General features: G+C 70.0%; 19 protein-coding genes and 4 pseudogenes. 13 read left to right on the plus strand and 10 right to left on the minus strand.

Annotated elements, in window-relative coordinates; translation table 11 throughout:
- Window positions 1-173 precede the first annotated feature (173 nt).
- On the minus strand, window positions 174-1415 hold the full coding sequence (locus tag ACF061_RS15645) for an IS4 family transposase (RefSeq protein WP_392267411.1): 1242 nt from the start codon (window positions 1413-1415) through the stop codon (window positions 174-176).
- Between the two features lie 55 nt (window positions 1416-1470).
- Between ACF061_RS15645 and ACF061_RS15650 the strand changes: the two genes are divergently transcribed.
- The 7 genes and pseudogenes from ACF061_RS15650 (at window position 1471) to ACF061_RS15680 (ending at window position 7901) form a co-directional block, all read left to right on the plus strand.
- Complete coding sequence (locus tag ACF061_RS15650; protein WP_392267412.1) at window positions 1471-2133, plus strand: MFS transporter; 663 nt, start codon at window positions 1471-1473, stop codon at window positions 2131-2133.
- Window positions 2105-3400 carry an amidohydrolase gene (locus tag ACF061_RS15655; RefSeq protein WP_392267413.1) on the plus strand — a complete coding sequence of 432 codons (1296 nt, stop codon included), beginning with the start codon at window positions 2105-2107 and terminating at the stop codon, window positions 3398-3400. The genes ACF061_RS15650 and ACF061_RS15655 overlap by 29 nt, the downstream gene beginning before the upstream one ends.
- The gene (locus tag ACF061_RS15660) at window positions 3388-3678 is read left to right on the plus strand and encodes a hypothetical protein (protein ID WP_392267414.1); all 291 of its coding nucleotides are present in this window, start codon (window positions 3388-3390) and stop codon (window positions 3676-3678) included. The genes ACF061_RS15655 and ACF061_RS15660 overlap by 13 nt, the downstream gene beginning before the upstream one ends.
- Window positions 3679-3844: 166 nt before the next feature.
- Window positions 3845-4534 (plus strand): ArsR/SmtB family transcription factor, encoded by a 690-nt coding sequence (locus tag ACF061_RS15665; protein ID WP_392267415.1) that lies wholly within the window; start codon window positions 3845-3847, stop codon window positions 4532-4534.
- Window positions 4535-4638: 104 nt separating this feature from the next.
- Window positions 4639-5729 (plus strand): annotated as a pseudogene (locus ACF061_RS15670) (cysteine desulfurase family protein).
- Window positions 5730-5844: 115 nt separating this feature from the next.
- Window positions 5845-6140: pseudogene (locus ACF061_RS15675) on the plus strand (MFS transporter); the annotation flags it as partial.
- Window positions 6141-6764: 624 nt separating this feature from the next.
- A complete protein-coding gene (locus ACF061_RS15680; RefSeq protein ID WP_392267416.1) occupies window positions 6765-7901 on the plus strand; it encodes a methyltransferase in 1137 nt (378 codons plus the stop codon).
- 88 nt (window positions 7902-7989) lie between these two features.
- Here the strand turns inward: ACF061_RS15680 and ACF061_RS15685 are convergent, their stop codons facing one another.
- Complete coding sequence (locus tag ACF061_RS15685) at window positions 7990-9351, minus strand: Tn3 family transposase (RefSeq protein ID WP_392267417.1); 1362 nt, start codon at window positions 9349-9351, stop codon at window positions 7990-7992.
- Window positions 9352-9813: 462 nt separating this feature from the next.
- Between ACF061_RS15685 and ACF061_RS15690 the strand changes: the two genes are divergently transcribed.
- A complete protein-coding gene (locus ACF061_RS15690; RefSeq protein WP_392267619.1) occupies window positions 9814-10080 on the plus strand; it encodes an SDR family oxidoreductase in 267 nt (88 codons plus the stop codon).
- Complete coding sequence (locus tag ACF061_RS15695) at window positions 10077-10445, plus strand: SDR family oxidoreductase (RefSeq protein WP_392267418.1); 369 nt, start codon at window positions 10077-10079, stop codon at window positions 10443-10445. Before ACF061_RS15690 ends, ACF061_RS15695 begins: the two co-directional genes overlap by 4 nt.
- 230 nt (window positions 10446-10675) lie before the next feature.
- On the opposite strand, the pseudogene ACF061_RS15700 reads toward ACF061_RS15695, so the two are convergent.
- Window positions 10676-10891 (minus strand): annotated as a pseudogene (locus ACF061_RS15700) (IS5/IS1182 family transposase); the annotation flags it as partial.
- A gap of 196 nt (window positions 10892-11087) precedes the next feature.
- A complete protein-coding gene (locus ACF061_RS15705) occupies window positions 11088-11600 on the minus strand; it encodes an NUDIX hydrolase (RefSeq protein ID WP_392267419.1) in 513 nt (170 codons plus the stop codon).
- A gap of 249 nt (window positions 11601-11849) precedes the next feature.
- On the opposite strand from ACF061_RS15705, the gene ACF061_RS15710 reads away from it, so the two are divergent.
- Entirely contained in the window at window positions 11850-12050 is a 201-nt protein-coding gene (locus ACF061_RS15710; protein ID WP_392267620.1) for a DUF4240 domain-containing protein, read from the plus strand.
- Between the two features lie 45 nt (window positions 12051-12095).
- A pseudogene (locus ACF061_RS15715) lies at window positions 12096-13087 on the plus strand (IS5 family transposase).
- Between the two features lie 10 nt (window positions 13088-13097).
- Here ACF061_RS15715 and ACF061_RS15720 read toward each other — a convergent pair.
- Window positions 13098-13778: a DUF5701 family protein gene (locus ACF061_RS15720; protein WP_392267420.1), complete on the minus strand. Its 681-nt coding sequence runs from the start codon at window positions 13776-13778 to the stop codon at window positions 13098-13100.
- Between the two features lie 118 nt (window positions 13779-13896).
- On the opposite strand from ACF061_RS15720, the gene ACF061_RS15725 reads away from it, so the two are divergent.
- The gene (locus tag ACF061_RS15725; RefSeq protein ID WP_392267421.1) at window positions 13897-14313 is read left to right on the plus strand and encodes a DUF4240 domain-containing protein; all 417 of its coding nucleotides are present in this window, start codon (window positions 13897-13899) and stop codon (window positions 14311-14313) included.
- Between the two features lie 84 nt (window positions 14314-14397).
- On the opposite strand, the gene ACF061_RS15730 is transcribed toward ACF061_RS15725, so the two are convergent.
- From ACF061_RS15730 to ACF061_RS15750, 5 genes are read right to left on the minus strand one after another with little or no spacing between them, the layout of a single operon-like run.
- Window positions 14398-14658, minus strand: coding sequence for a hypothetical protein (locus ACF061_RS15730; RefSeq protein WP_366776087.1), 261 nt, complete (start codon window positions 14656-14658; stop codon window positions 14398-14400).
- Window positions 14659-14667: 9 nt separating this feature from the next.
- On the minus strand, window positions 14668-15543 hold the full coding sequence (locus ACF061_RS15735) for a TniQ family protein (RefSeq protein WP_392267422.1): 876 nt from the start codon (window positions 15541-15543) through the stop codon (window positions 14668-14670).
- Window positions 15527-16597, minus strand: coding sequence for an AAA family ATPase (locus tag ACF061_RS15740; protein ID WP_392267423.1), 1071 nt, complete (start codon window positions 16595-16597; stop codon window positions 15527-15529). The genes ACF061_RS15735 and ACF061_RS15740 overlap by 17 nt, the downstream gene beginning before the upstream one ends.
- A complete protein-coding gene (locus tag ACF061_RS15745; RefSeq protein ID WP_392267424.1) occupies window positions 16591-18669 on the minus strand; it encodes a Mu transposase C-terminal domain-containing protein in 2079 nt (692 codons plus the stop codon). The genes ACF061_RS15740 and ACF061_RS15745 overlap by 7 nt, the downstream gene beginning before the upstream one ends.
- Window positions 18662-19390, minus strand: a complete 729-nt coding sequence (locus ACF061_RS15750) for a TnsA-like heteromeric transposase endonuclease subunit (RefSeq protein WP_392267621.1) — start codon at window positions 19388-19390, stop codon at window positions 18662-18664. The genes ACF061_RS15745 and ACF061_RS15750 overlap by 8 nt, the downstream gene beginning before the upstream one ends.
- Before the next feature lie 729 nt (window positions 19391-20119).
- Between ACF061_RS15750 and ACF061_RS15755 the strand changes: the two genes are divergently transcribed.
- Window positions 20120-21982, plus strand: a complete 1863-nt coding sequence (locus ACF061_RS15755) for an ABC transporter ATP-binding protein (protein ID WP_392267622.1) — start codon at window positions 20120-20122, stop codon at window positions 21980-21982.
- Window positions 21983-22169: the final 187 nt, after the last annotated feature.

The raw sequence follows: 22169 nt of genomic DNA on the forward strand, positions 1-22169 counted from the left end.
TTTTACGGCTGGTTGAAATGGCTCTGGTTGGCTCGACCAGCCGGACCGTCGGGGTGTCTGGCCGTGGTGGGCTGTGGTGCTCGGCTCGTTTGAGGGCCCAGTTGGACATCTTGCGTTTGATCACGCGGGGGTTGGAGCGCAACCGCCGTGCGGGCATCAGCCGTTCGGTGATCTCACGCAGGCTCTGGGCGGTGGACCGGGCCAGTCGCGAGGGGGGAAAGCGCCGCCTGCCCGGTGACGTGGCGGCGGACGACGCGAAGGGTGCGGGTGAAGGAGATCCGGTCGGGATCGTGCCCGGCCTTGAGGGCGGCCTGGTGCATCAGGTCCCGCAGCGCGTGGTGGACCAGCAGGAACGCGAAGATCTCCTGTTCGACGCCGCGTGGGTGCTGGGAACGCAGCACCAGTCCCGGGACGCCCTGGTGGTTCTTGATCTCGTCCAGGGTGTTCTCGATCTCCCACCGCTGGGCATAGAGGGCGGCAAGTTCCTCGGCCGGTGCCTGCTCGAGGTCGAGGATGGTGGTGATCAGGCGGTAGACGGTGCCGTCACCGCCGGATGGGCCGAGGGTGTATTCGATCACCCGCACCCGCTCGGGGTCCGCGCGCCGGTAGTGGTCCCGCGCGGCGACGATCTCCGACAGGTAGGAGCCGTCGGCGAGGGCTTCCAGGACCGGCAGCACCACGGTGCTGCGGACCCGCCACAGCAGGTCCGCTCCGCCCGCCTTCGCCGCCCGCCACAGATCGAGGCCGCAAAACCCCCGGTCGGCGAGCACGAGCATGTCCTTCGTCAGTGCGGGGAACAGTCGCTGGGCCAGGGCGGTCTCGTGGACCCCCAGTGGTCCGACCTCGGCCGCGAACACGGCATGGGTGCCGCACTCGGCCAGGGCCGCCACCCTCGCCTGCGGATACGCACTGCGGCCCGGCCCACGACTGGTACCGGGACGACCGAAGCACTGGGCGTTCGCCGCGGTGTCCGGAACGTCGAAGACCGTGCCGTCCACCGCGACCAGCCGCCACCGCCGATACCAGGCACCCTCCGTGTCCGCGACGGCCACCGGCCGGCACACTCGGGCGAACAGGGCCCGCAACGGCTCCGGCCCGAGCCGCAACCGGGCCCGCCCGATCGCCGCCGTCGTGGGAACCCGCCAGGCGGTCGCCCACCGGCCCTCGCGCTCCAGCCCCTGAACCAGAAGCCGGGCCACCTCTTCATAGCCCTGCCCGAAGAACAGACACATCGCCAGGACGAAGTAGACCACCACCCGTGCCGGCAGCAACCGCGTCCGCTGCTCGACCCGGCCGCACTCGGCGACCACCTCATCGACCAGCTCCGGCGGAAACGCCCGCGTCAGCACCCCCAACGCGATCCGATCCGAGAACCGACCAACCCCCGACGACTTCACCTGACCCGGCCTTGGCACAACCCACCCAACGACCAGAAACCACCAAAGTCACCGGTATTGACCCTAGCGGTGATTGTTCTTCGCCTACGACACCGTGGTCTGGGGGCTCAACAGCTGGAGCGCCTCGTACCTGATGGAGGAGCGCGGCCTGAAGGTGGCCGACGCGGGCCTGGTCTCCCTGGGGCCGACGCTCCTCGCGGCGGTCACCGCGATCGTCGGCGGACGCCTGTCCGACCGGTTCGAGGGGCGGCCCCGGGCGCACCGTCGTGCCGACCATGTCCGCCGCGGCCGTCCTGCTCGCCGTCCTGCCGCTGACCGGCTCGCTGACCGGGTTCGTGCTGGTGGGGCCACCCTCATCAGCGGGGCGATCGGCCTGTGCTGCGTGCCTTGCTTCTCGGTGCCCCTGCGCAGCCTTCCGCCGGGCCTGACGGGGGCCGCCTCCGGCGTCATCCTGTTCGGCGGGCAGCTGTCCGGGATCGTGGTGCCGACCCTGTTCGGCCAGGTGGTCGACGCCTTCTCCTACCGCGTGGCCTTCTGGGCACTGGCTCTCGGCCCCGCCCTCGCCGTCACGGCCGTGCTCCGCGTCCCCCGGACCTCCCGGCGTCTCCTGGCGCGCCTTGGCGCCGTCACCGACGACACCGACGACACCGACGACACCGACGACACCGACGACACCGACGACACCCTAGTGAAGGAGGACGACAGCGATGCGTCCACAGTCCCCCATTCCTCCTGAGACCGGCCTGACCACCGGCCTCGCGGCCCATCTTCCGCACTGGGAGGAGGTCTACCGCGACCTGCACGCCCACCCCGAACTCGCCTTCGCCGAACACCGCACCGCGGCGACGGTCGCCTCCGAACTCGCCGGCATCGCGGGCTGGGAGGTCACGGAAGGGGTCGGCGGCACCGGCGTGGTGGCGGTGCTGCGCAACGGTGCCGGACCCGTCGTATGGCTCAGGGCGGACATGGACGCACTGCCCGTCCGCGAGGAGACCGGTCTCGCCTACGCCTCCGGCACAGCGGGCCTCATGCACGCGTGCGGTCACGACGTGCACGTGGCCGCCCTGCTGGGGGCCTGCCGGCAGCTCGCCGCGCGTCCCGACGCGTGGCGGGGAACCGCGGTGGCCGTCTTCCAGCCCGCGGAGGAGGTCGGCGCCGGCGCGCTGGCCATGCTGGACAACGGCGTCCTCGACCGCTTCCCGCGTCCCGACGTGGTGCTGGGCCAGCACGTGGGTCCGCTCCCGGCCGGCGTCGTGATCACCAGGCCGGGCGCCGTCATGGCCGCCGCGGACAGCGTCCGCGTCACTCTGCACGGGGCGGGCGCGCACGCCTCCGCCCCCCATGTGGCCGTCGATCCCGTCGTGATGGCGGCGTCCGTGGTCCTGCGCCTGCAGACGCTCTCGGCCCGGCTCGCCCCGCTGTCCCCGTCCCCCCTCCTCACGGTCGGCGCCATCCACTCCGGAACCGTCCCCAACGTCATACCCCACACCGCCGAACTGCTGTGCAGCCTGCGGACATTCGACGAGCAGACCCGCGAACAGGTGCTGACCGACCTACGGCGGATCGTCCGCGCGGAGGCCGAGGCCCAGGGCGCCACCCGCACACCGGACATCGGTACGTACGACTCCTTCCCGCTGACCGTCAACGACGCGGACGCCACCGAGCGCGTCCTCGCGGCCCTCGCGGCCGACGGGACCCTGGGCCGTGTACTGCCCGTGCCGCTCTCGGCCAGCGAGGACTTCGGCCGGTTCGGGACGGCGGCCGGCTGCCCGTCGGTCATGTTCCACTTCGGCGGCGCCGACCCCGCGGACTTCGACGCCGAGGCCGTGGCCGCCTTGGAGCGCGGCACGCTCCCGCCGGGCACGGTGATGAACCACTCCCCCCGCTACGCGCCCTCCGACCGGCACGCCGTCGCCGCCGGGGTGCGTCACCTCCTCGCCGTCGCCGGGTCATGGCTGGCCGACGACGGCACCACGGCCGAGCCGGCCCCGTGCCCGGCCTGAACCGCTCCCGCGGTGTCCGCCCCACGGTCCGGTCGCACCGGCCGCGGGGCGGGCAGGCCCGCGGACCCGTACCGCCCGCCGCCCCTTCCCCCCACCCGCAGGCACCCCTCCTCGGCGTCCTGGACGTTCTCATAGGCGTCGCCTACTGGTTCGCGCTGGTCGCCGTGGCGGCACGGCTGCGCGCGCTCCTCGTCCGCCCGGAGGTTTGCCGCCACTGGGAACTGACGACCGGCCGGCTGTTCATCGCGATCGGCGTCGGCGTCGCCGCGGCCGCCTGAGCGGACCGCACCGCACGGGCCTCCGCCGCGCCGCCGTCACCGACGGGCGCCACCCAGCTCCACCGCCGTGCACCGGTCCCGGCAGAGGAACCGCGATCGTCCGCGCTTCAGCGGATCAAGAGCGCCCCTACCGGCTACTGTCCTCCATGGATGTATGGAGGACCTGTTGCGAGACGCCACCCACGGCGCTGCCCAGACCGACGCCAAGGCCGCCCTCCACGACGCGTTCGCGGCCGGCGGCAAGGCACCGGCCCGCGGAAAGCGGCTGGAACTGCTCGACCTGCTCGCCCAGTGCGAGCGCACCGTGGACGCCCTGTCGACGGCCGCCAGGCTGGACCTGACGACCGTGTCGGCCCATCCGCAGACGCTCAAGCGGGCCGGGTTCGTCGCCACCCGACGCGAAGGGGTCCGGATCCACTGCCGGCTCGCCGGTGACGACGTCGCCCGGCTCCTCACCCTGCTGCGCGAGGTTGCCGACCGCCACCAGACCGCCGTGCCCGCCGCCCGCAGCGCCTACCTGGGCGAGGACGGCGCCGTGGAGGTCACCCACGAGGAAGTGCGCGCCCGGGCCGAAGCCGGCGACGTGGTGATGCTCGACGTACGACCTGCCGAGGAGTACCCCGCCGGACGCATTCCCGGAGCGATCTGCATCCCCGTGACCCGACCGGCAGACCGCATCGCCGAGTTGCCCGAGGGCACGGGGGTCGTCGTCCACTGCCGCGGCGAGTACCGTTCGCTCGCCCACGAGGCCGTACGGCTGCTGGCCGACCACGGGCGGCGGGCGGTCCGCCTCAGTGCCGGCATGCTCGAATGGCGCCTGGTCGACCTGCCCGTACGCACCGGGGAGGCGGCGTGAGGAACGCACCCGAGGGTCTCCCGCCGTATCCCGGACTCGCCGGCGGACCGGTCTACCTCGACCACAACGCCACCACCCCGGTCGACCCCCGGGTCACCGAGGCGATGCTGCCGTATCTGACCTGCTTCTTCGGCAACCCCTCCAGCGGCCACCCGTACGGCGCCGAGCCCCGGCGGGCGCTCGGGACGGCCCGGGCGCAGGTCGCCGCGCTGATCGGCGCCGTGCCGCGGGAGGTCGTCCTCACCGCCTCCGGCTCCGAGGCCGACCTGCTGGCGCTGCGCGGCGCCGTCCTCGCCTCCGGCCGGCCGCACCCGCACGTGATCACGCAGGTGACCGAGCATCCGGCCGTCCTGGAGACCTGCCGCGCTCTGGAGCGGCTGCACGGCACGCGGGTCACGGTGCTGCCCGTCGACGGCGACGGACTCGTCTCCCCCGGCGCCCTGGCCGCCGCGCTCGACGAGGACACGGTGCTGGTGTCGGTGATGGCCGCCAACAACGAGACCGGCGCCCTCCAGCCGATCACCGAACTGGCCGCGCTCGCCCACCGGCACGGGGCCCTCTTCCACTGCGACGCCGCCCAGGCGGCCGGGAAGATCCCCCTCGATGTGCGCACCCTCGGCGTCGACCTGCTCACGGTGGTGGGGCACAAGACGCGCCGAAGGGCGCCGCGGCGCTGTACGTACGCGACGGCGTACCCCTGGAGCCGGTCGTCCACGGCGGCGGCCAGGAACGCGGGCTGCGCGCCGGCACGGAGAACGTCGCACTGGCCGTCGGATTCGGCGCCGCCGCCGACATCGCGTCCGCCGAACTCGCCGACGGCGGAGCCCCGGCCCGCACCGCGGCCCTGCGCGACGACCTCCACCGAAGGCTCGCCGCCGCGCTCCCCGGCCGTGTCCGCCTCAACGGACCCGAGGAGCGCCGTCTGCCCAACACCCTCAACGTCGGCGTCAAGGGCGTCCCGGGTCATGAACTCCTCGCCCGCGCCGGCGAGATCGCGGCCTCCACCGGATCGGCCTGCCACAGCGGCGTCCACGCGCCCTCCCCGGTGCTGACCGCGATGGGCATGTCCGCCGACCGGGCCCTGTCGGCGGTACGGCTGTCGCTCGGCCGCTGGACCACCCCGAAGGACGTCGAGACGGCGGCGCAGGCCCTGACCCGAGCGGCTCTCGCCCCGGTCCGGCGCCCTGGGCCCTGACCGGACCGGCACCACGCGTCCCTGATCCGCCGCCGTCCGCCCCTCACCGACCGCCGCCACGACGCCCACCACCGCTCCGTCGATCCGCGTCGCCCACCACCGCCCCTGAGACCCCATGACGAGTACCGCCGCCCGCGCCGCACCCGCCATATCCGACGCCGACCAGGCCCGGTGCCGCATCCTGCGCGTCCTGGTCGCCTCCCGGATCCTCAGCGACGCCGGACTCGCCGCCGGCGTCACCGGCGGGGCCCTTCTCGCCCAGGACATGCTGGGCTCCACCAGCCTGGCCGGGCTTCCCAGCGCCCTGTTCACCGCCGTATCCGCCCTGGCCGCCGTCGCCGTCGCCGCGTCTCCCAGGCCCGGGGCCACCGCCCCGGACTCGCGGCCGACTGTCTCACCGGCGCCGTCGGCCGACAGCGCCGAGCGCCTGGCCGCCTGCCTCCCCAGCCAGGACACCCAGCTGACCGTGCTGTCCCCGAAGGACGTGCGCGAAGCCCACGCCCGGCGGGCCCAAACCCTCCTGACAGCCAACCGCTGACGGCGGGAATCGAGGTGGCTGTTCCGCGAAGGCGGGCGGGTCGCGCGGCGGGCGCAGCGCGGCGGTGCCGTGGGGCAGGTGAGTACCGTCCGTCGGGATTGATGTGCTCATAAATGACGGTCTCGGGACTGGTGGGGCTTTGGAGGAGATATCCGCGAAGCGGCCCCCGCGGGGGCCGCTTCGCGGATATCTCCTCCAAAGCCCCCGGACCTGTTGTTGGGGGTGTCCCCCGTCTAGCGAATACACAGAGTGATGGCAGAAGGGACTGGTTTGCCTGCGGAGAGATCGCTGTGCGAACCTCTTGCCTCATCTCTCGGAAAGGGCTGGTCGTGACACTCGGCATGGTTCTCGGCGACTCCTCCTCTCGCGCTTCGACGCGGGAGCGGTAGCCCTACCTGCCCTGACACACGCGCCCGTGCTGCAGCACGGGCCGTTTGCCCTGCTCCTCGTCGAAGTGCTCTTCGTGCCCCTGCACGTTCGATCACGAGGAGTACGTGGTGTCCACGATCCACTGGACTGAGACGAACACCCCCCGTTCCGCCCACTGGCATTCCGAGAGCGCGACACCGCCTCCCAGCCGGGTCATCGGCGCGGACGACCGTATGAAAGCCGACGTTGCTTACCGTCTGGCCTGCGAAGGCACCGCCTTGCTGTGGCGGGGCGACTTCCACAACGCACGTCAACTACTGCAAGCGATGGGCCGCCGCATCGACCGGAAACCTTCCCAGCAGCAAGGCGGCAGCCCAGCAGACTCCTTCCACCTGCACCGCAGGGCACGCAGCCACCGTGCCCGCGTGCTCGGCAGGCTCCTCGTTCTGCTGGAAGACGACTACTGCCTGAACCTGCGCAGAGCCCCCGATGTGCGCCAGGCATGCACGGAGGCGTACGGTCCGGCGTCCGAGCCGATGGCCGCCTCGCTCACAGAACTACTGGGCGTGATCGGAGCGCATCAGTGGCGCACGAAGGGCGTGGAGGTACCGGCCCTCGACGCTCGCATTCACCCGCACTATGGCGTGTTCTCCCCGGTCAGGGGCGAATACGTCGACCTTGTTGCACATGCACCGCTCCCCGCACCGGCGGCTCATCGCGCGGGTCGCCGTACCGCATTCGACCTCGGGACGGGGACGGGAGTACTCGCCGCCGTCCTGGCCCACCGGGGGATCAACCACGTCGTGGCCACCGACATCAGCCCGCGTGCCCTGGCCTGCGCACGCGAGAACGTCCGCCGACTGCACTTCACCGGGCGCATCGACATCGTGGGCCCAGGCCTGTTTCCCGAAGGGCGCGCGGACCTCATCGTCTGCGACCCGCCCTGGATTCCAGCCCGCCCCACCTCCGCCGTAGAGCAAGGTGTCTACGACCCGGGCAGCAGCATGCTCCGCGACTTCCTGGACGGACTCACCGCGCACCTCGAACCGGGAGGTGAAGGATGGCTCATCCTGTCGGACTTGGCCGAGCACCTCGGCCTCAGGACGCGCAGCGAACTGCTGGCCGACATCAAGGCAGCGGGCCTGCACCTGGTGGACAGGACTGACACCCGGCCGCGGCATCCACGAGCGAGAGACACCGCTGATCCCCTCCACGCCGCCCGCGCCGCGGAAGTCACTTCGCTTTGGCGTCTCGCCAGCACTTGACGATCAGCGCCGGCGGTTGTCGCCGGGGGCGAGCAGGCTGGTGACCTCGGCGATCGCCTCCCCAAGGGAAGGCGATCGCCGCTGGTGATCACCGTCGCGCTGTTGCCTCCGTGCACGCTTCGTCGGTAATGCGAAGGGTCGGGTTGTAGGCGGGTGGGGGTATGTGGAGTTGGTCGGTGGTGTAGTCGCCGAAGCGGAGCACGTTCTCGCGCCGGTAGGGGCTGAGGACCGCCAGATCACTGGCACGGATAGTCCAGCCTTCGCGGGTCATCTGACGCAGGGTCCGGGTCATGTCGATGGTGGTCGAGAAGATCACGCTCGCGGCGACGAGATCGAGGAACTTCACCGCCTTGTCCTGCAGTTCCGGGTCGCGGCTGGTCAGCCAGCCGGCGTTGCCGAAGTGGAGCCACTTGGTGAACCCGTTGTACGCCTCGGCCTTGTTCGTCGCCCGTTGGATCTGCTCCCGCAACTGAGGATCCGATAGGTAACGGAGCAGCACGGCTGTGCGCACGGCGCGTCCGACTTCGCGGAAGGCCTGGTAGATCTGGTTCTTGTGCGACCTGTTGTTCAGTCTGCGCAGCAGCGTTACGGAGGAGACGGTGCCCTGTTTGACCGAGAGCGCGACCTGCATGAGGTCGGGCCAGTGGCGGCGCAGAAGGCCCCAGTCGATGGCGGTGCGGGGATCGGTGGAGAACAACTGGTCGATGTGCTGGTAGCGCACCGCAGGATCGGGACGGTGGAAGGTGAGGTCCTGGAAGTTGCGGATTCTGGGCAGACGGTCGATGCCCAGCACGTGCGCGAGTCCGAAGACAGGGAACGACTGGCCTTGCGTATCGGCGTGGACCTGCTCCGGCTGGGCCGCCGACTGGTTCTGGAGAAGGGAGTCGATGAGGTAGACCGCTTCCCACACACCACAGGGCACGAATCTCGAGAAGAGAGCAACGTAGGTGTCGGCGACCAGATGATGGGCTATGCCACCATAATATCCCGGCAGTTCCAGGCCCGCGCGGACCAATTCCTCCAACGCGACGTTCACCAGGTCCACCACCGAGGCGCGAACCGGAGCCGCCTCTTCCATCGCAGCAGCGGCGACCCCACGGGCTCGGGCCGGGTCGTACGCCAAACCCAGATACTCCCGGATCCAGGAACGATAGCGCTTCACCGTCCGCTCCTCCGCCAGCGGCATGACATTCTCCGGCAGACCGGCCGCGGCACGTGCACGGGTGACGACCAGCGCCGGAACCTCGCCCAGACCCGGGAAACAGCCCAGCCTGGCACAGGACTTCAACAGCACCAGCAGCGTCAGGAGCGACTCCGGACGGTCATGAGTCCGCTTCGCCGCCCACGCTGTCTCAGCCTCGTCAGGAGTGAAGAACTGCGCCAACTCGCGTTCGGAGATGATCCGCTTGAAACGCGGATACGCCGTCCGCTCCACCGACGCCACAACCACACCGCCAATCACATGATCGGCAGCACACTACCCCGCACCTCCAGGTCTACGATCATCACGGATCGTCACCCCGAAGCGAGCACGCTCCGCTGTCGAGCGCTACACAGAGTGCCCAAGTGGCCCCTTTCGCGCGTATCTCCTCCGAGCACCTGGTGGGCTCGCGTACCCAATTGTCCCGAGTTGCCCGGGTCGCCGCCCCCGTCGGCTGCGGAGAGCGAGGTTTGTTCTTGATCGGCGGATGCACCGGCGGTGGTTGACCGACCGTGCGAGCTCACCAGTGTCAGGCCCCTCATCGGGGCCTCGTAGTCCTGGCGCCGGGCCTGCTGCCGGGGGCGACCGGGTGCAACGTGAGGTCCGATACCCACCGGACTCGGCTGCCGTCCCGCTGCAGTCTTTCGGAGGTGGTCGCGCTCCGGGCCCGGCCGACCCCACAGGTACCACGGCGGCGCCCGTCGCAAGGACATCGGTGAAGGGGACGCCGAGAGCATCCGGGCCACGGGTGGCCGGGCGCTCTTCGTTCCCGCCGACGTCTCCGTCGAGGCCGACGCCGCCGCGCTGGTCACAGCGGCGCTCCGCGAATTCGGTCGCCTGGACGGGGCGTTCGACAACGCCGGCTCCGTCAACGCCTCCGGCCCGGTGTCCAGTATCGACGGCGCCGCCTGGAACGCCGAGATCGCACAGAACGTCACCAGTGTCTTCAACTGCCTCAAGCACCAGATACCGAGGTGATCAAGACCCGCGGGGCGATCGTCAACAACGCCTCCAACATGGGGGGCGTCGCGCTGCCCGGCGTTGCCCCCTACGTCGCCGCCAGGCACGCGGTCGTGAACCTGACCCGCGCCACCGCGCTCGAAGTGGCCGAACAGGGCGTGCGTGTCAACGCCATCACCACCGGCGGCGTCGACACGCCGCTGGCCCGCACCTCGATGCTGACCAGCGACGAGGCGGTCGCGCAGATCTCGGCAACGCATCCGGTGAACCGCATCGCCCGACCCGAGGAGAGCGCCCTGTTCGTGACGTTCCTCCTGAGCGACGACGCCTCGTTCATCACCGGCGCAGCCCTCGCGATCGACGGTGGATCCACCACTCGGTGACCGCCGGGCCACCGGCGGGCTCCGTATCCGGTCCGCCACTCCGGCCCTGGTCAACCACTACGGCTACCGCGACGTCGGGGCTGTCGGCCTGGTGCTGCTGGGCGCGCCGGCGCCGGCGCCGGCGTTCTCCCGGACGCGCGTGAGGAGTGAGGTGAGGGGGACGGCCGCACTGGTAGTGCTCTGCCGTCTTTCGCGGGTCAGGCCACCACCGAGACGGCACCGCCGTCCTCACGGTCGTATCGCGTTGCGATGCCGCGCCACTGCTTCAGCGCCTGTCGAAGCAGTGGCGACGACGTTCCGGCGCTCGTTGAGCTGCTCGTCGAACGAGGGCGGGCGGCCGCCGGAACACCGCGCCGGAGTCGGTTGGCGATCTGATCCGCGCGCTCAGGGATGGTGTCGGCGATGTCGCGCTGCCGTAGGCACCTGGTGCGGGCGCTGGACGAGTACCTGCCGGTGCGCACCCACAAGGCCCCGCGTCCACCGAGGCCGAAGGCCCGCTGCCGCTCTCGCGCACCGGCCGCGAACTCGACGATGTCACCTGCTGTCGCGCGTCGGGGAGGTGCCGTTGGGTCCCACCGGCAAGGTCTGCCGCACCACGCTCGCGCGGCTCGCGGCGACCGGGTGAAAGCCGGACGGGAGCCGTCAGGACCGCGCGGTCCGGAACGCGAGATACCGGCTGAAGGCTTCGTGGCTGTCGGGGGTGAAGCGCCACTCCAACAGGGCCGACCGCAGCTCCGGCTCGGTCAGCCAGCCATGCCAGGCGACCTCGTCCGGACCGGCGGCAACGGCGTCCGGCACCACGGCTTGGTGCACGCCGAGCCAGTGAGGGCTCAAACCACTGCGGTTGAGGAACGTGAACAGCAAGCGCGGCAGCACACGAATGCCCAGCTCTTCGGCCAGCTCCCGCGCGGCGGCCTGTTCATAGGACTCACCGACATCCACTGCGCCACCGACCACGGCCTCATAGAGCCCGGGGAAGCGCGACAGCTGCTCCGACCGCCGGTGAACGAGGATCCGCCCACGCTCATCACGACAAACCGTCACGGCGACCCGGTGCAGCCAACCCTCCCGGATGGCCTGCCGACGGCTGACCACCACCCCCAGCACACGATCTTGATCGTCGACACGCTCCACCAGTTCGTCCACGGCGCACACCCTGGCAGAGCCCACTGACAACGCCGCTTCGCGGAGCCCCGTGGAGGCCGACCTGTCCTGTCGCAGCGCAGGTGGCAGTTGACGTGGCGCTGACTTGCATAGGTGCCAGATGTTCTGGGACTGCGGGCCGGTGACTATTCTCAAACGATCTCGCTCTCGCGGAAGTGACGAGGGCGCCAGGTGGCCCGTCCGTTGTCAGTGGTGCCTGGCAGGGTGCTCTTCGTGAACCTTGAGAAGTACTGGGAACTCGTGGAGACCTGTCGCCGCCAGACGGAAAGCAGGGATGCGCGACTTACATGGCTTCGTGAGGATTTGTCGCGCAGGCCGCTGGAAGAGATCGTTGAGTTCCAGATGTGCCTGGACCAAGTGACCCGTCAGGCTTTCACCTGGGAACTAGGGCGCGTATGGAGTTGTGATCTCGATCCTGGCCGTCGCTTCCGGCGACCGTGATCGAACTGATAGAACGCCCCTGTACCTCGACGTGAACTGACCGATATGGATTGGGAGTTGATCAGCCTTCACCTGCCGATTGGGCAGTACGGGCCCTATCCGGAGAACCTGCGCGACCAGCTGGAGGGGATCATCTGGCGGTTCCGTACCGGCAGCCCGTGGCGAGACATGCCGGAGGCGTTCGGGCCCTGGTCTATCGTCTACGACCGGTTCGCCCACTGGCGGGATGCCGGGGTGTTCGCCGCCGCGATGGAGGCCGTGATCGCCGAGGCCGCTCGCCGCGGGCAGGCGGACTTGTCCCTGGTCAGCGTGGACTCCACCACCGCCCGCGCCCACCACGACGCGGCTGGCATGGTCGTGGGCGAGGAGGTCCTGTCCGCCCTGGAGAAGGCTGCCGAAAAGGGGGCACGCGAAAGGGGCGAAAGCAACGCAAGCGGCAGGGCGCGGCCGAGGCGGTGACCCCGGCCGGGGAGGCCGAGCCCGACCCGGAGCGCGAGGAACGCCGCCGGATGCGGCGCCGGCAGCGCGCTCGGTTGAAGGCGGCAGCCCTGGGGCGCTCCCGGGGTGGTCTGACCTGCAAGGTCCACCTGTCGGCCGAGCGGCGGTGCCGTCCGCTGTCGTTCGTGGTCACCCCCGGGCAGGCCGCCGACAGCCCGCAGTTCACGGCGGTGCTGGCCAAGATCAAGGTGCGCGGGCTGGTCGGGCGCCCACGCACCCGGCCCGGCGCCGTGGCCGGCGACAAGGCATACTCCTGCCGCGCCAACCGCGCCCACCTGCGGCAACGGAAGATCAAGGCAGTGATCCCGGAGAAGGCGGACCAGGCAGCGAACCGGAAGAAGAAGGGATCGAAGGGCGGGCGCCCGATCACGCACGACGCCGAGCTGTACAAGGAACGCAACACCGTGGAGCGGTGCATCAACAAGATCAAGGACTGGAGAGGGCTGGCCACCCGCTACGACAAGAAGCCGGAGAGCTTCGAAGCGGGGCTTCAGCTGCGCGGCACGGTCATCTGGCTGCACAGCCTCCGCCCCGCCTGATCACGGCGCCTTACAGGTTCTGGACCCGACGGCCCGTTGCGGAGGCGAAGCCCAGCCAGGTGTGACGGTTGCCCGCCCAGCACCAGCCGACCTTGGCGGCGTTGCGGCGCTCGCGGCCATCGCGCCCGGTGCCGTTGCTGATCCAGAGTGCTGGCGTGCGGGCGTCCAGAGCGCCGTTGGCTTTGCGCAGCCGAGAGCCGATGGTCATGAAGCAGTGGTTGCGCTCCAGGACGGCGGGCTGCTGCATCACCCAGTGGATGCCCTCGGTGAGCAGCAATGGGGTCCGGGCCGTCGCGGTGAGAGCGGGCAGCGCCTCGTTCGGGCTCCAGTTGGCCATCTGGTCGCCACGGTTGAGGCCGATGAGGAGGTAGAGCGGAGCGGCAGGCAGCACGACCGTGTCGAGCGGGGCGAAGAGGTCGACATCCGGCATGTCTGTGACAACGAAGCCCGCTTTGCCGTTACGGCGGAGCAGCGGCGCCAGGGCGGAGGCAGGGGCTTGGTTCGGGTGAACAGCGAGCAGGGCGTTATCGCCGCCCGCAGGGGCCTCGGCGGCTGCGGCGAAGGTACGAAGCTCGACGGCAGGCAGCCCTGCTAACTCGTGCACCCCCAGCTCGATGAGTCGCTCGGCCTGCGCGCTCAGGGCCGGGAGTGCGGGGAGAACAGTGGAGGTGGCGTGCGTGGTTTCGGGCACGATACTCCCAGGGGTAGCAACGTGGATGGGCCCCAGAGGCAACGAAACGCCTCGCCGGAACATTCCCGCAGCTGCGGCCTTCCCCCGGTCCCGTGATCGCGACTCCGTACAGGCCCTAGTGGCTGCGGCGGAGCGGATCTTCGGTGGCCGGTGTTCGGATGACGACTTCTGCTACTTCGGCCTCTGGATGGTCGGGCTGGGCAAAGAAGCCTTCGGGCGAGCCGTGCTCGACCCTGATGCTCTGGCTGACACTCCTGATGTCCTGCGCCTGGCGGGGCGAACTTGGAGGTCCTGGGGCGATGACTGGCCCGGTTGGGAATCGCTCCACTATGTGGCGTTGGAAGCATTCGGGCTTGTGACTGGGGATCCCGACGAGTGCGGGGATGCCTTCTATGCGGCGGTGCGGACCCGGCGGGGCAAGCACGCGGTCGGCCAGGGCCCGGCCGGGAAGCGCTGGAACGTCTGGGATGAAGAAGAAGCGGCTCGCAGGCTGCCGAGGTTGAGCATCATGTTCCCGCTCAGCGCCGACGCATGAGGCGCGACGAGTAGGCATTGTTGCTGAAGAGCGCCGGGACTTTGGTGTTCTCAACGGGATTGCTTCCACGGAAGCGTGTGCAGGTCAGCCGCCTTGCTCTTCCGTGAAGCTGCCCATGGTCTCCCGCAGGCGGCGCCGTGCTGCATCCACACGCTCCGCGTAGTCAGCGGCGAAGATCCCGGGAAGCGCCTTGTCCAGCGTCCCCGCGAGCTTGTGGATCGGGGCCCAGGCGGCTGGGTCGTCAACCAGACGACTGAGGTCCGTCATCTGAACTCGCTCCAGCCAGTCCGAGAGGACGAGTGCCTCGTCGGGGGTGAGCTTGATGGTGATCTCCGTGCCGTCCACGAGTCGAACTTAGCCCGGAGCCTCACGGAAGTCTCGTTCGCGGTAGAGACAGAAGCGCCGGTAGAGGGGGTCCTGGGTTCCGAGGGTGGTGTAGATCCGCGCGAATCGTCGGCTCAGCTCGGCGGTCGTCGCAAGATAGAGCTCCTTGGGATCGAGGGCAGTGGTGGGCGGGTCGAGGATCAGGTGCGTCAGCACCACGACTTCGGGGAACGCCGCGAGGTGGCTGCGGTCCTCAGCCGAGATCTTCTTGCTGACTGCGAGAGCTTCGACTCGGTCGAGGCGGTCGGTCCACTCCTTTCCAAGATCGATCGGCATTCCGGAGGCGGACCAGTCCTCGACGATTCTCCGTGCCAGGTCGAGGGCTTGTCGGACCTGGCGGTGACGGCGGGCGAGCTGGTCGAGTCGACGCTGGGCCTCGATGACTTCCGGCAAGGAGACGAGCGGGATGTCGTGAGTGGAGCGGGTCCAGAGCTGATGCCGCAGGCAGAGGTGGACGTGGGCAGGCGAGAGGGTGATGACCACGGAAGCGGTGAGGCTGCGGCGGGCTGTGCAGCAGCGGCAGGGGCGGCTGATCGGCTGTTCCGTTCGCCGCCCGGGAGCATGCGGGCTGAGGAAGTCGGCGAGCGCGGGCAGGGCCCGGGCGAGCTGGGACGTTGGGCGCCCGGAGAGTGTGGCCAGGCGTTCAGGCGAGTGGGGAGTCCAGCCGGCCGTGGTGTTGCTGAGCGGGGAGGACTCCAGCGGCAGCGGTCCAAGGAGGCGGGCGAGGAAGCCCGCGGGACGGTTGTTGGCGACGGCCAGGCGGTGGAGATAGGAACCGACGGTCTCGTTGTGGATGGGCCCGAGAGCGATGGGCAGCTGACGAAGTTGGTCAGGCTGCGTCGACATCCGGCCTCCGGCGGCGTGGGCGACGGTTGCGGCGGTGTTCCTGGCGGGCGTCCTCGGCAGTCTGGTCGACCTCGATGGTCTCCAGAGTCTTGCGGGTGATGGCCTCGCTGCCGTTGATGATGGCCTCAAGGGCGGCGCCGCGGACGAGCTGGGAGAGGCTGCCGATCGCGCCGTCAGTGCGTTCGTGGAGGTAGCCGTCGAGTTTGACCAGGCTGCCGGGCTTGTGCCGGTGGAGTCGCAGGGCGTCTTCGAGCGAGGCGACCAGGTTCCGCCAGTTCTGCCGCTGCCCGGTGGTGCCGTAGGCGAACGGTTCGGTCTCGGTGACGGTGTATCGGCCAGCGATCTGCTGACCCCGGACCCCGCTGAACAGGCCGCTCGCGGCGACGTCGATGCCGGCGAGCACGAAGGTGGCGGGGATCCGCTCGGACAGGTATTTGAGCTGGTCGGAGGCTTCGGCCCCGGCCTGGGTGGCGAGGTTGAGGTTGTGGATCTCGTCGACGAGCGCGAGTTCGACGCGCATTTTGATCAGCAGGTCGCAGACGGCGTTGGTGATGGAGGTCTGAGTCTCCTGCCGGACGACGGGAAGGCCGAGGAACCGGGCGAACTCGATGGCGAGCATCTTCGGGGTGGCCCGGGGCGGGACGGTGACGTAGACGACCGGCAGCCGTCCCGCGGCGGCCAGGCCGAGCCGTTTACGGACCAGGAGTTCATGGTTGCGGCCGAGCTGAGCGATGGCGGTCGTCTTGCCTGTCCCGGCCTGGCCGGTGACGATCAGCCCGCGGCGGCCGGAGATCTGGTGCCGGTTGAGCAGGACCAGGCGCCGTCCGGTGGTGAACACGTTGCCGACGGTGGGGGTGGCCACGATCACGAGCCGTGAGTGGTAGTCCAGCCGGGGCTCGTTGTAAGCAAGCCGCTTCTCCTCGGTTAGGGCCTTGAAGGCCCGCAGCGAGAGCATCGGCGGGCAGGCCGGGGCGTCGTCGACGAATTGTCTCCAGCCGTCCTTGGTGGTCAGCGGGTTGTGCTCGTCGTCATGGGTGTCAGGCGGAGTCACCACAGCGGGTTCCCTTCCTCTTCCAGGGGGTTAAAGACGCCGAACGGGGTGACTGGCGCATCCTCCGGCCCTTCGTTCTCGCTGTCGTCCGCATCGGCGGACCGGGCGGGCGGGAGTGCGGGCCGTGCGGGGGCCTCAAGGGCTGCCCGGGTGCGGGCCATGACCTGCTCCGATCCGGCCGGCGGCTTCCCCGCCCTGCGCAGCAGCTTGGCCAGGACCTGGGCAATGGCGGTCTCGCTGGTGTCGTCGCGGCGCTGGTCGGCGAGAAGCTGGCGTGCGTGGCGCCAGGTGAAGTCGGCGAACGGAGCCCGGACCATAGGCAGATGGGTCCACGGGACTTCGATCCACCGGCGGCTGTCGCTTCGCCGTACCCAGACGCGGGAGACGTCGTAGGGGTCGTAGTGGACCTCCCACAAATCCTGCTTGCCCGTCACTCCGGACGGCTGCCTCCGCAGCCGGTTGAGCTCGGGGCTGTCGTAGGTGCGGTAGTTGACCTTGATACCGTAGTCGTTGACGGCCCTCCAGACCGCGGGCAGCAGTTCGATGTAGTCCTGCGCCGACAGAGCGACGGGCAAGTATCCGGCGCGGGCGACAGCGATGGCGTACGACTCGTTCGGCGACAGAGTCCGCCCCGCCATATAGGGGTTGCGTAGACCCTCGTGGGGACGCTGCTGCCAGCAGATGATCCACTCGTCCAGGAGGTCCTGGAGCTGGGCGAGGGTCCAGACCGCCTCGGAGGCCGGATCGCTGCCGCGTCGGGTGACATCGGAGCCGGTGTAGCCCGCGACGTACTGGCAGAACAGCGAGTTGATCGACGCGAACGTTCTCTCCACGATCGCCTTGTCCGTCGGGGTCCTGGGCCGGGCGAGCTGCACCGAGATCCCCAGCAGCGAGCAGGCGGAGGAGAACGTGTCGGAGACGAACACCTTGCCGTGATCGATCACGATGGTGTCCGGGACGATGACCGGCTTGGCCGCTGTTTTCTCCAACCGCGCGTCCACCGCCATGAGCCGCTGGTGCGGCAGGATCGAGTCCGACATCGCCAGGGTCTGGCTCCAGCCCGGCCGCATCGGCTCGGGAACCAGCATCCTCGCCAGCAGCACCGCGGCGTCGACGCCTTTCGTGCCCGCGGGCCTGAGCAGGGCCGCGCAGATCGTGCGCGTCGTGACATCGACCGCGATCGTCAGTTCCGGACGGGCCACGACACCGTCGTCCAGCACTGCCATCACGTCCAGCCGCGTGGAGTCGATCTGCACGATCTCCCCGGGGCGGGCGGCCATGGACGGGGTGAAGGGCCCCACGGGTCGAAGAGCCCGCTGACGGCGGACCGTGGCCGACCCGAAGGACTCGTTGTTCTTGGCGATGCTGTTCACCAGCCGGTAGAAGGTCGCCCTCGTCGGCAGGAGCTTCACCGCTTCCTCGCCGTGCTTCGCGGCGAGGATCTGCTCGGCCTGCAGCATGAGCCGCTTGCGGTCGCCCGTCGAAAGGTCCGTCTGCCCGGCCAGTGCCTCGGTGACCGCCTCGACGACGCGCTCGTCCGTCCTTCCGGTGCCGGGGACCGGGGCCGGGGGTTTCCGGGACCGGCCGTCCACCAGTCCCCACAACCCTTCGGCCTCGTAGCGCTGCCGCATCCGCAGAAAGGTCCGCTTGCTGATCTGCTGCCCGCCGGCCGCCAGCTCGGCGACCTTCGCAGCTTCCCGCTCCATCAGCGTCCGCCAGGCCGGGTCGTACTCGGGCCGAGGAGTCGTGCCCTCCGGAGCGTCCGGGGGCAGCCCGGTGAGCACTTCCACCACGTGCTGTTCCCAGAACCGGGCCTGCTCGACGGCCGACGGCGGCAACGCGTCGACCAACGCGAACGGCGGCAGGACTCGCTCCGGGACCGCCTCCGGCCCCCGGTCCAGCACCTCGAAATCGGCGGCCGCCATCACGTAGCCGGCAGCCATGACACTGGTGTCGCCCTCGTCGCTGAGCAACCGCAGGGCCGTTCCATCCAGCCCGATGACCTGCTGGTTCCGGCCCTCGAACCGGATCCGGTCCCCGACCCGCAGAACCCCGCGTGGCGCCAGTTCAGCCATGACTCACCGCCGCGCAGCCGATCATGGAGCCGTCTCCCAGCGGCACCGCCAGGTCAAGACGCAGGTCACCACACCACAGCAGGTGGAAGAGCGTCGGCAGCACGGACAGCGGGTCCCCCACTGCCTCGGCACCGTCCATGAGCAACCGCGGGTCGCCGAAGACGTCCATGAGCTGTTTCGCGACGTCGCCGACCCGGTTGCGGGGATGCCGATAGCCAGACAGCCAGCGGACGTTGGCCATCTCCACCGGATCGGGCTCATGCACCAGCGCGAAGGACCAGCAGCCCATCTCCTGGCACATCGCCTCGGTCGCCGAGAACTTCACCGCGTCCTCCGGGCCGACCCGGTCCGCCGGGCGGACATCGACGACCAGACCCGAGCTGTCCTCCAGCCGTGCGAAGTAGTCCGGCGTATGCGAGATCCGGCGCTTCTCCCCCTGCCATGTCACCCGGAACGGCTGCGAGGCCAGCCCCACCACCCTCCGGTCGTGATCGAGGAGCATGGCCCGGTCCCGCTCCAGCCACGACTCGAACCCCACCAGCGACTGCGTCGTCGCAGCCCAGTACCAGCCCGTGAAGTGTCGCTGCCCGCGGTACGACGTGATCCGCCGTACCGGGAGCACCGACTCGAACCGAACCCGGGACACCGCCTCCAGCACTGACTTCCGCAGCCCGCCGCCCTCACCGTCAGCCCACTCGACATCAACCAGACCCAGATCCATCGCCACCCCCGGCTCCGCATACCTGCCGAAAACGACCGTGACAGGTACAGCGAGAACCGGACCAGGGAAATGAGATCAAACCGCACGTACGGGGCAAACCTCGTCGCTCAGCGCACGACGCAATGAGAATCCGACAGCACGAACGAGAAGCAGTGAGAATCCGACAGGCTCAGTGCGACCGGACACGACCCAGGAGAACCTGCACCAGGAGGCCGGACGCGGATGACGACAGTTGTCGTGCAAATACGACACCTATCGTGCTCAGGCTCATCCGTGCTGTCCGCAACCCCCCGAAGGAGTGACCCGACCTGATCGAACGAGTTTGAGCGGCGACACCCCAGAGCCCGTACGGCCCGCCCACGGCATGAGAACTTACGTTCACCAAATGCCCTCCGATCAGGCCGTGACGGGACCGGATCCACTGCGTTTTTAGAGCATCAGTGCCACACCGACGCCCAGACGGAGGAACGCCATGCGCCCCACACTCGCCCCTGTGCAGCAGCCTCCCGGAATCGAACGGCGGCCCGTCGTGATCAGGCACAGCGTTGACGGCACGCTCATCTCAGAACGCCCGGATACGGGGTGGGCGGCATGAGTGAGCCCACCGATGCTTCAGCCGACAGCGTTCCGGGACCGCGCACCACCCCCGCAGCGCCCGCCTCCTCCCCCATCGCACTGTCCGCCTCCGCTGCGTCGGCCAGCGCGCCCACTCGCGCTCCCGAGCCGCAGATGCGGTACGTCGACCTGACCGGCAGCCGCGAGGCAGCCGGCCGCTCGATCCGGATGCGCGACATGGCCCGCCGCCTGCCGCAGCTGGTGCGCCGCTCGCTGGCCCTGGCCTGGCGTGTCGACCGGCGGGCGACCGTCGGCCTCCTGCTGTGCCAGCTGATCACCGGCGTGATGCAGGCCCTGGGCCTGGTCGCCATCGCCGGCACCCTGACCGCTCTGCTGCGTGACGGGGACGTCTACCACCGGATCCTTCAGGCATGGCCCTCCGTCGCCCTGCTCGCCGGGGCCGCCGGCGTGCGCGCGCTCCTCGGCATCACCGTCAACTGGCTGTCCTCCCGGCTGGGTCCGCTGATGTCCCGCGAGGCCGAGCAGATGCTGCTCACCGGCTGCGCCGAGGTCGAGCTGTGCGCGTACGACGACCCCGACTTCAACCGCGACCGCGAGGCCGCCGACCGCGGCGCCCAGGTCACCGGCGACCTGATCAACGAAGGCCAGGACCTGATCGCCTCGGCCGCCGCCTTCCTCGCCGGGGCCATCGTCCTGGCCGGCGTGCACTGGGTCCTTCTCCTCCTCCTTGTCGCCGCCAGCCTGCCCCAGGCCCTGGCCCAGGTCAGCGCCGCGCGCGTCCGCTACCTGGCCAACCTCCGCAGCAACGGCGACAACCGGATGCTGTCGGTGCTGCGCTGGCACATCTACACCAAGGACGCCGCCGACCAGATTCGCGCCGGCACCATGGCCGACTTCCTCTCCGGCCGCTACCGGCACACGGTTGCCCGGATCAACCGTGAGGACCGGGCCGCGGCCGACCAGGGCGCCCGGATGTCCCTGGTCGGCGCGATGTGCGGAGGGCTGGGGTCGGCGGTGGTCTGGGCGGCGGTCGTGTGGCTGCTCGCCGCCGGCCGGATCACCGTCGGTCATGCCGGCACGGCCGTCTTCGCCCTGCAGACCGTCGGCATGTCGGTCCGCGGCCTGGTGGCCGTCGGCGCGCGCGCCGTACGGACTGGGCTGTACATGGACGACTGGACCGGCTTTCTCGACAAGGCCGGCGGCTTCCGCATGCGCCGGGGCCCGCATCGCCCCGAGCCGCCGGAGACGATCAAGGTCAAGTCGGTCACCCACCGCTATGCCGGCAAGGACCGCGACGCCCTGTCCGACGTATCCCTCACCCTGCGCCGGGGCGAAGTCACCGCGCTGGTGGGCTTCAACGGCTCGGGCAAGTCGACGCTGTCGAAGCTGGTCAGCGGCCTCTACCTGCCCACCGACGGTCAGGTTCTGTGGGACGGCGTCGCCACCGGTGACTGCGACCCGCAGGCCCTGTGGCAGCAGGTCGCCCTCGTGCCGCAGGACTACGCGCACTGGCCGCTGACCGTGCGCGAGAACGTGACCCAGGGACAGCCCACCGAGCGCGGCGACGCGGCGGTCCGCGAGGCGTGCGAGGCGGCCGACGCCGACGAGGTCGTCGACAAGCTCGGCGCCGGCCTGGACACCCTCCTGGCCCGCGAATGGCTCAACGGAGAGGAACTCAGCGGCGGCCAGTGGCAGCGCATCGCCCTGGCCAGGGCTTTCTTCCGCCAGGCCGGTCTGCTGGTCCTCGACGAGCCGACGGCCAACCTCGACCCCCGCGCCGAGTACCGAATCTTCCAGCGGCTGCGGACCCTCGCCCGGGACCGGGCGGTGCTGCTGGTGACCCACCGCATCACCAACGTGGCCGTCGCCGACCGCATCGTGGTCCTCGACGAAGGCCGCGTCGTCCAGGAGGGCACCTACGCCCAGCTCTCCCAACAGCCCGGTCTCTTCCAGCAACTGCTGTCCTACCAGATCACGTCCGAGCCGAACGGTGACAAGCAGGAGGCCCCCGCGTGAGCCGCCCCGGCACCACCTCAGCGCGCCCCGCCGAAGCGACCGCCCCCACCGCCGCGGACCTCGCCACCCCTCTTCCGCCGTCCCGAGGTGATGACGTGCCGCTCCCCCGCTCCCACATTCGCAGAACCGCCGAGGCGTACCTGGCCCTGCATCCGCACGAGAGGGACTCCCTCGCCGGGTTGATGTC

It is taken from the genome of Streptomyces sp. NPDC015220, from assembly GCF_043079345.1.
GTDB lineage: Bacteria > Actinomycetota > Actinomycetes > Streptomycetales > Streptomycetaceae > Streptomyces.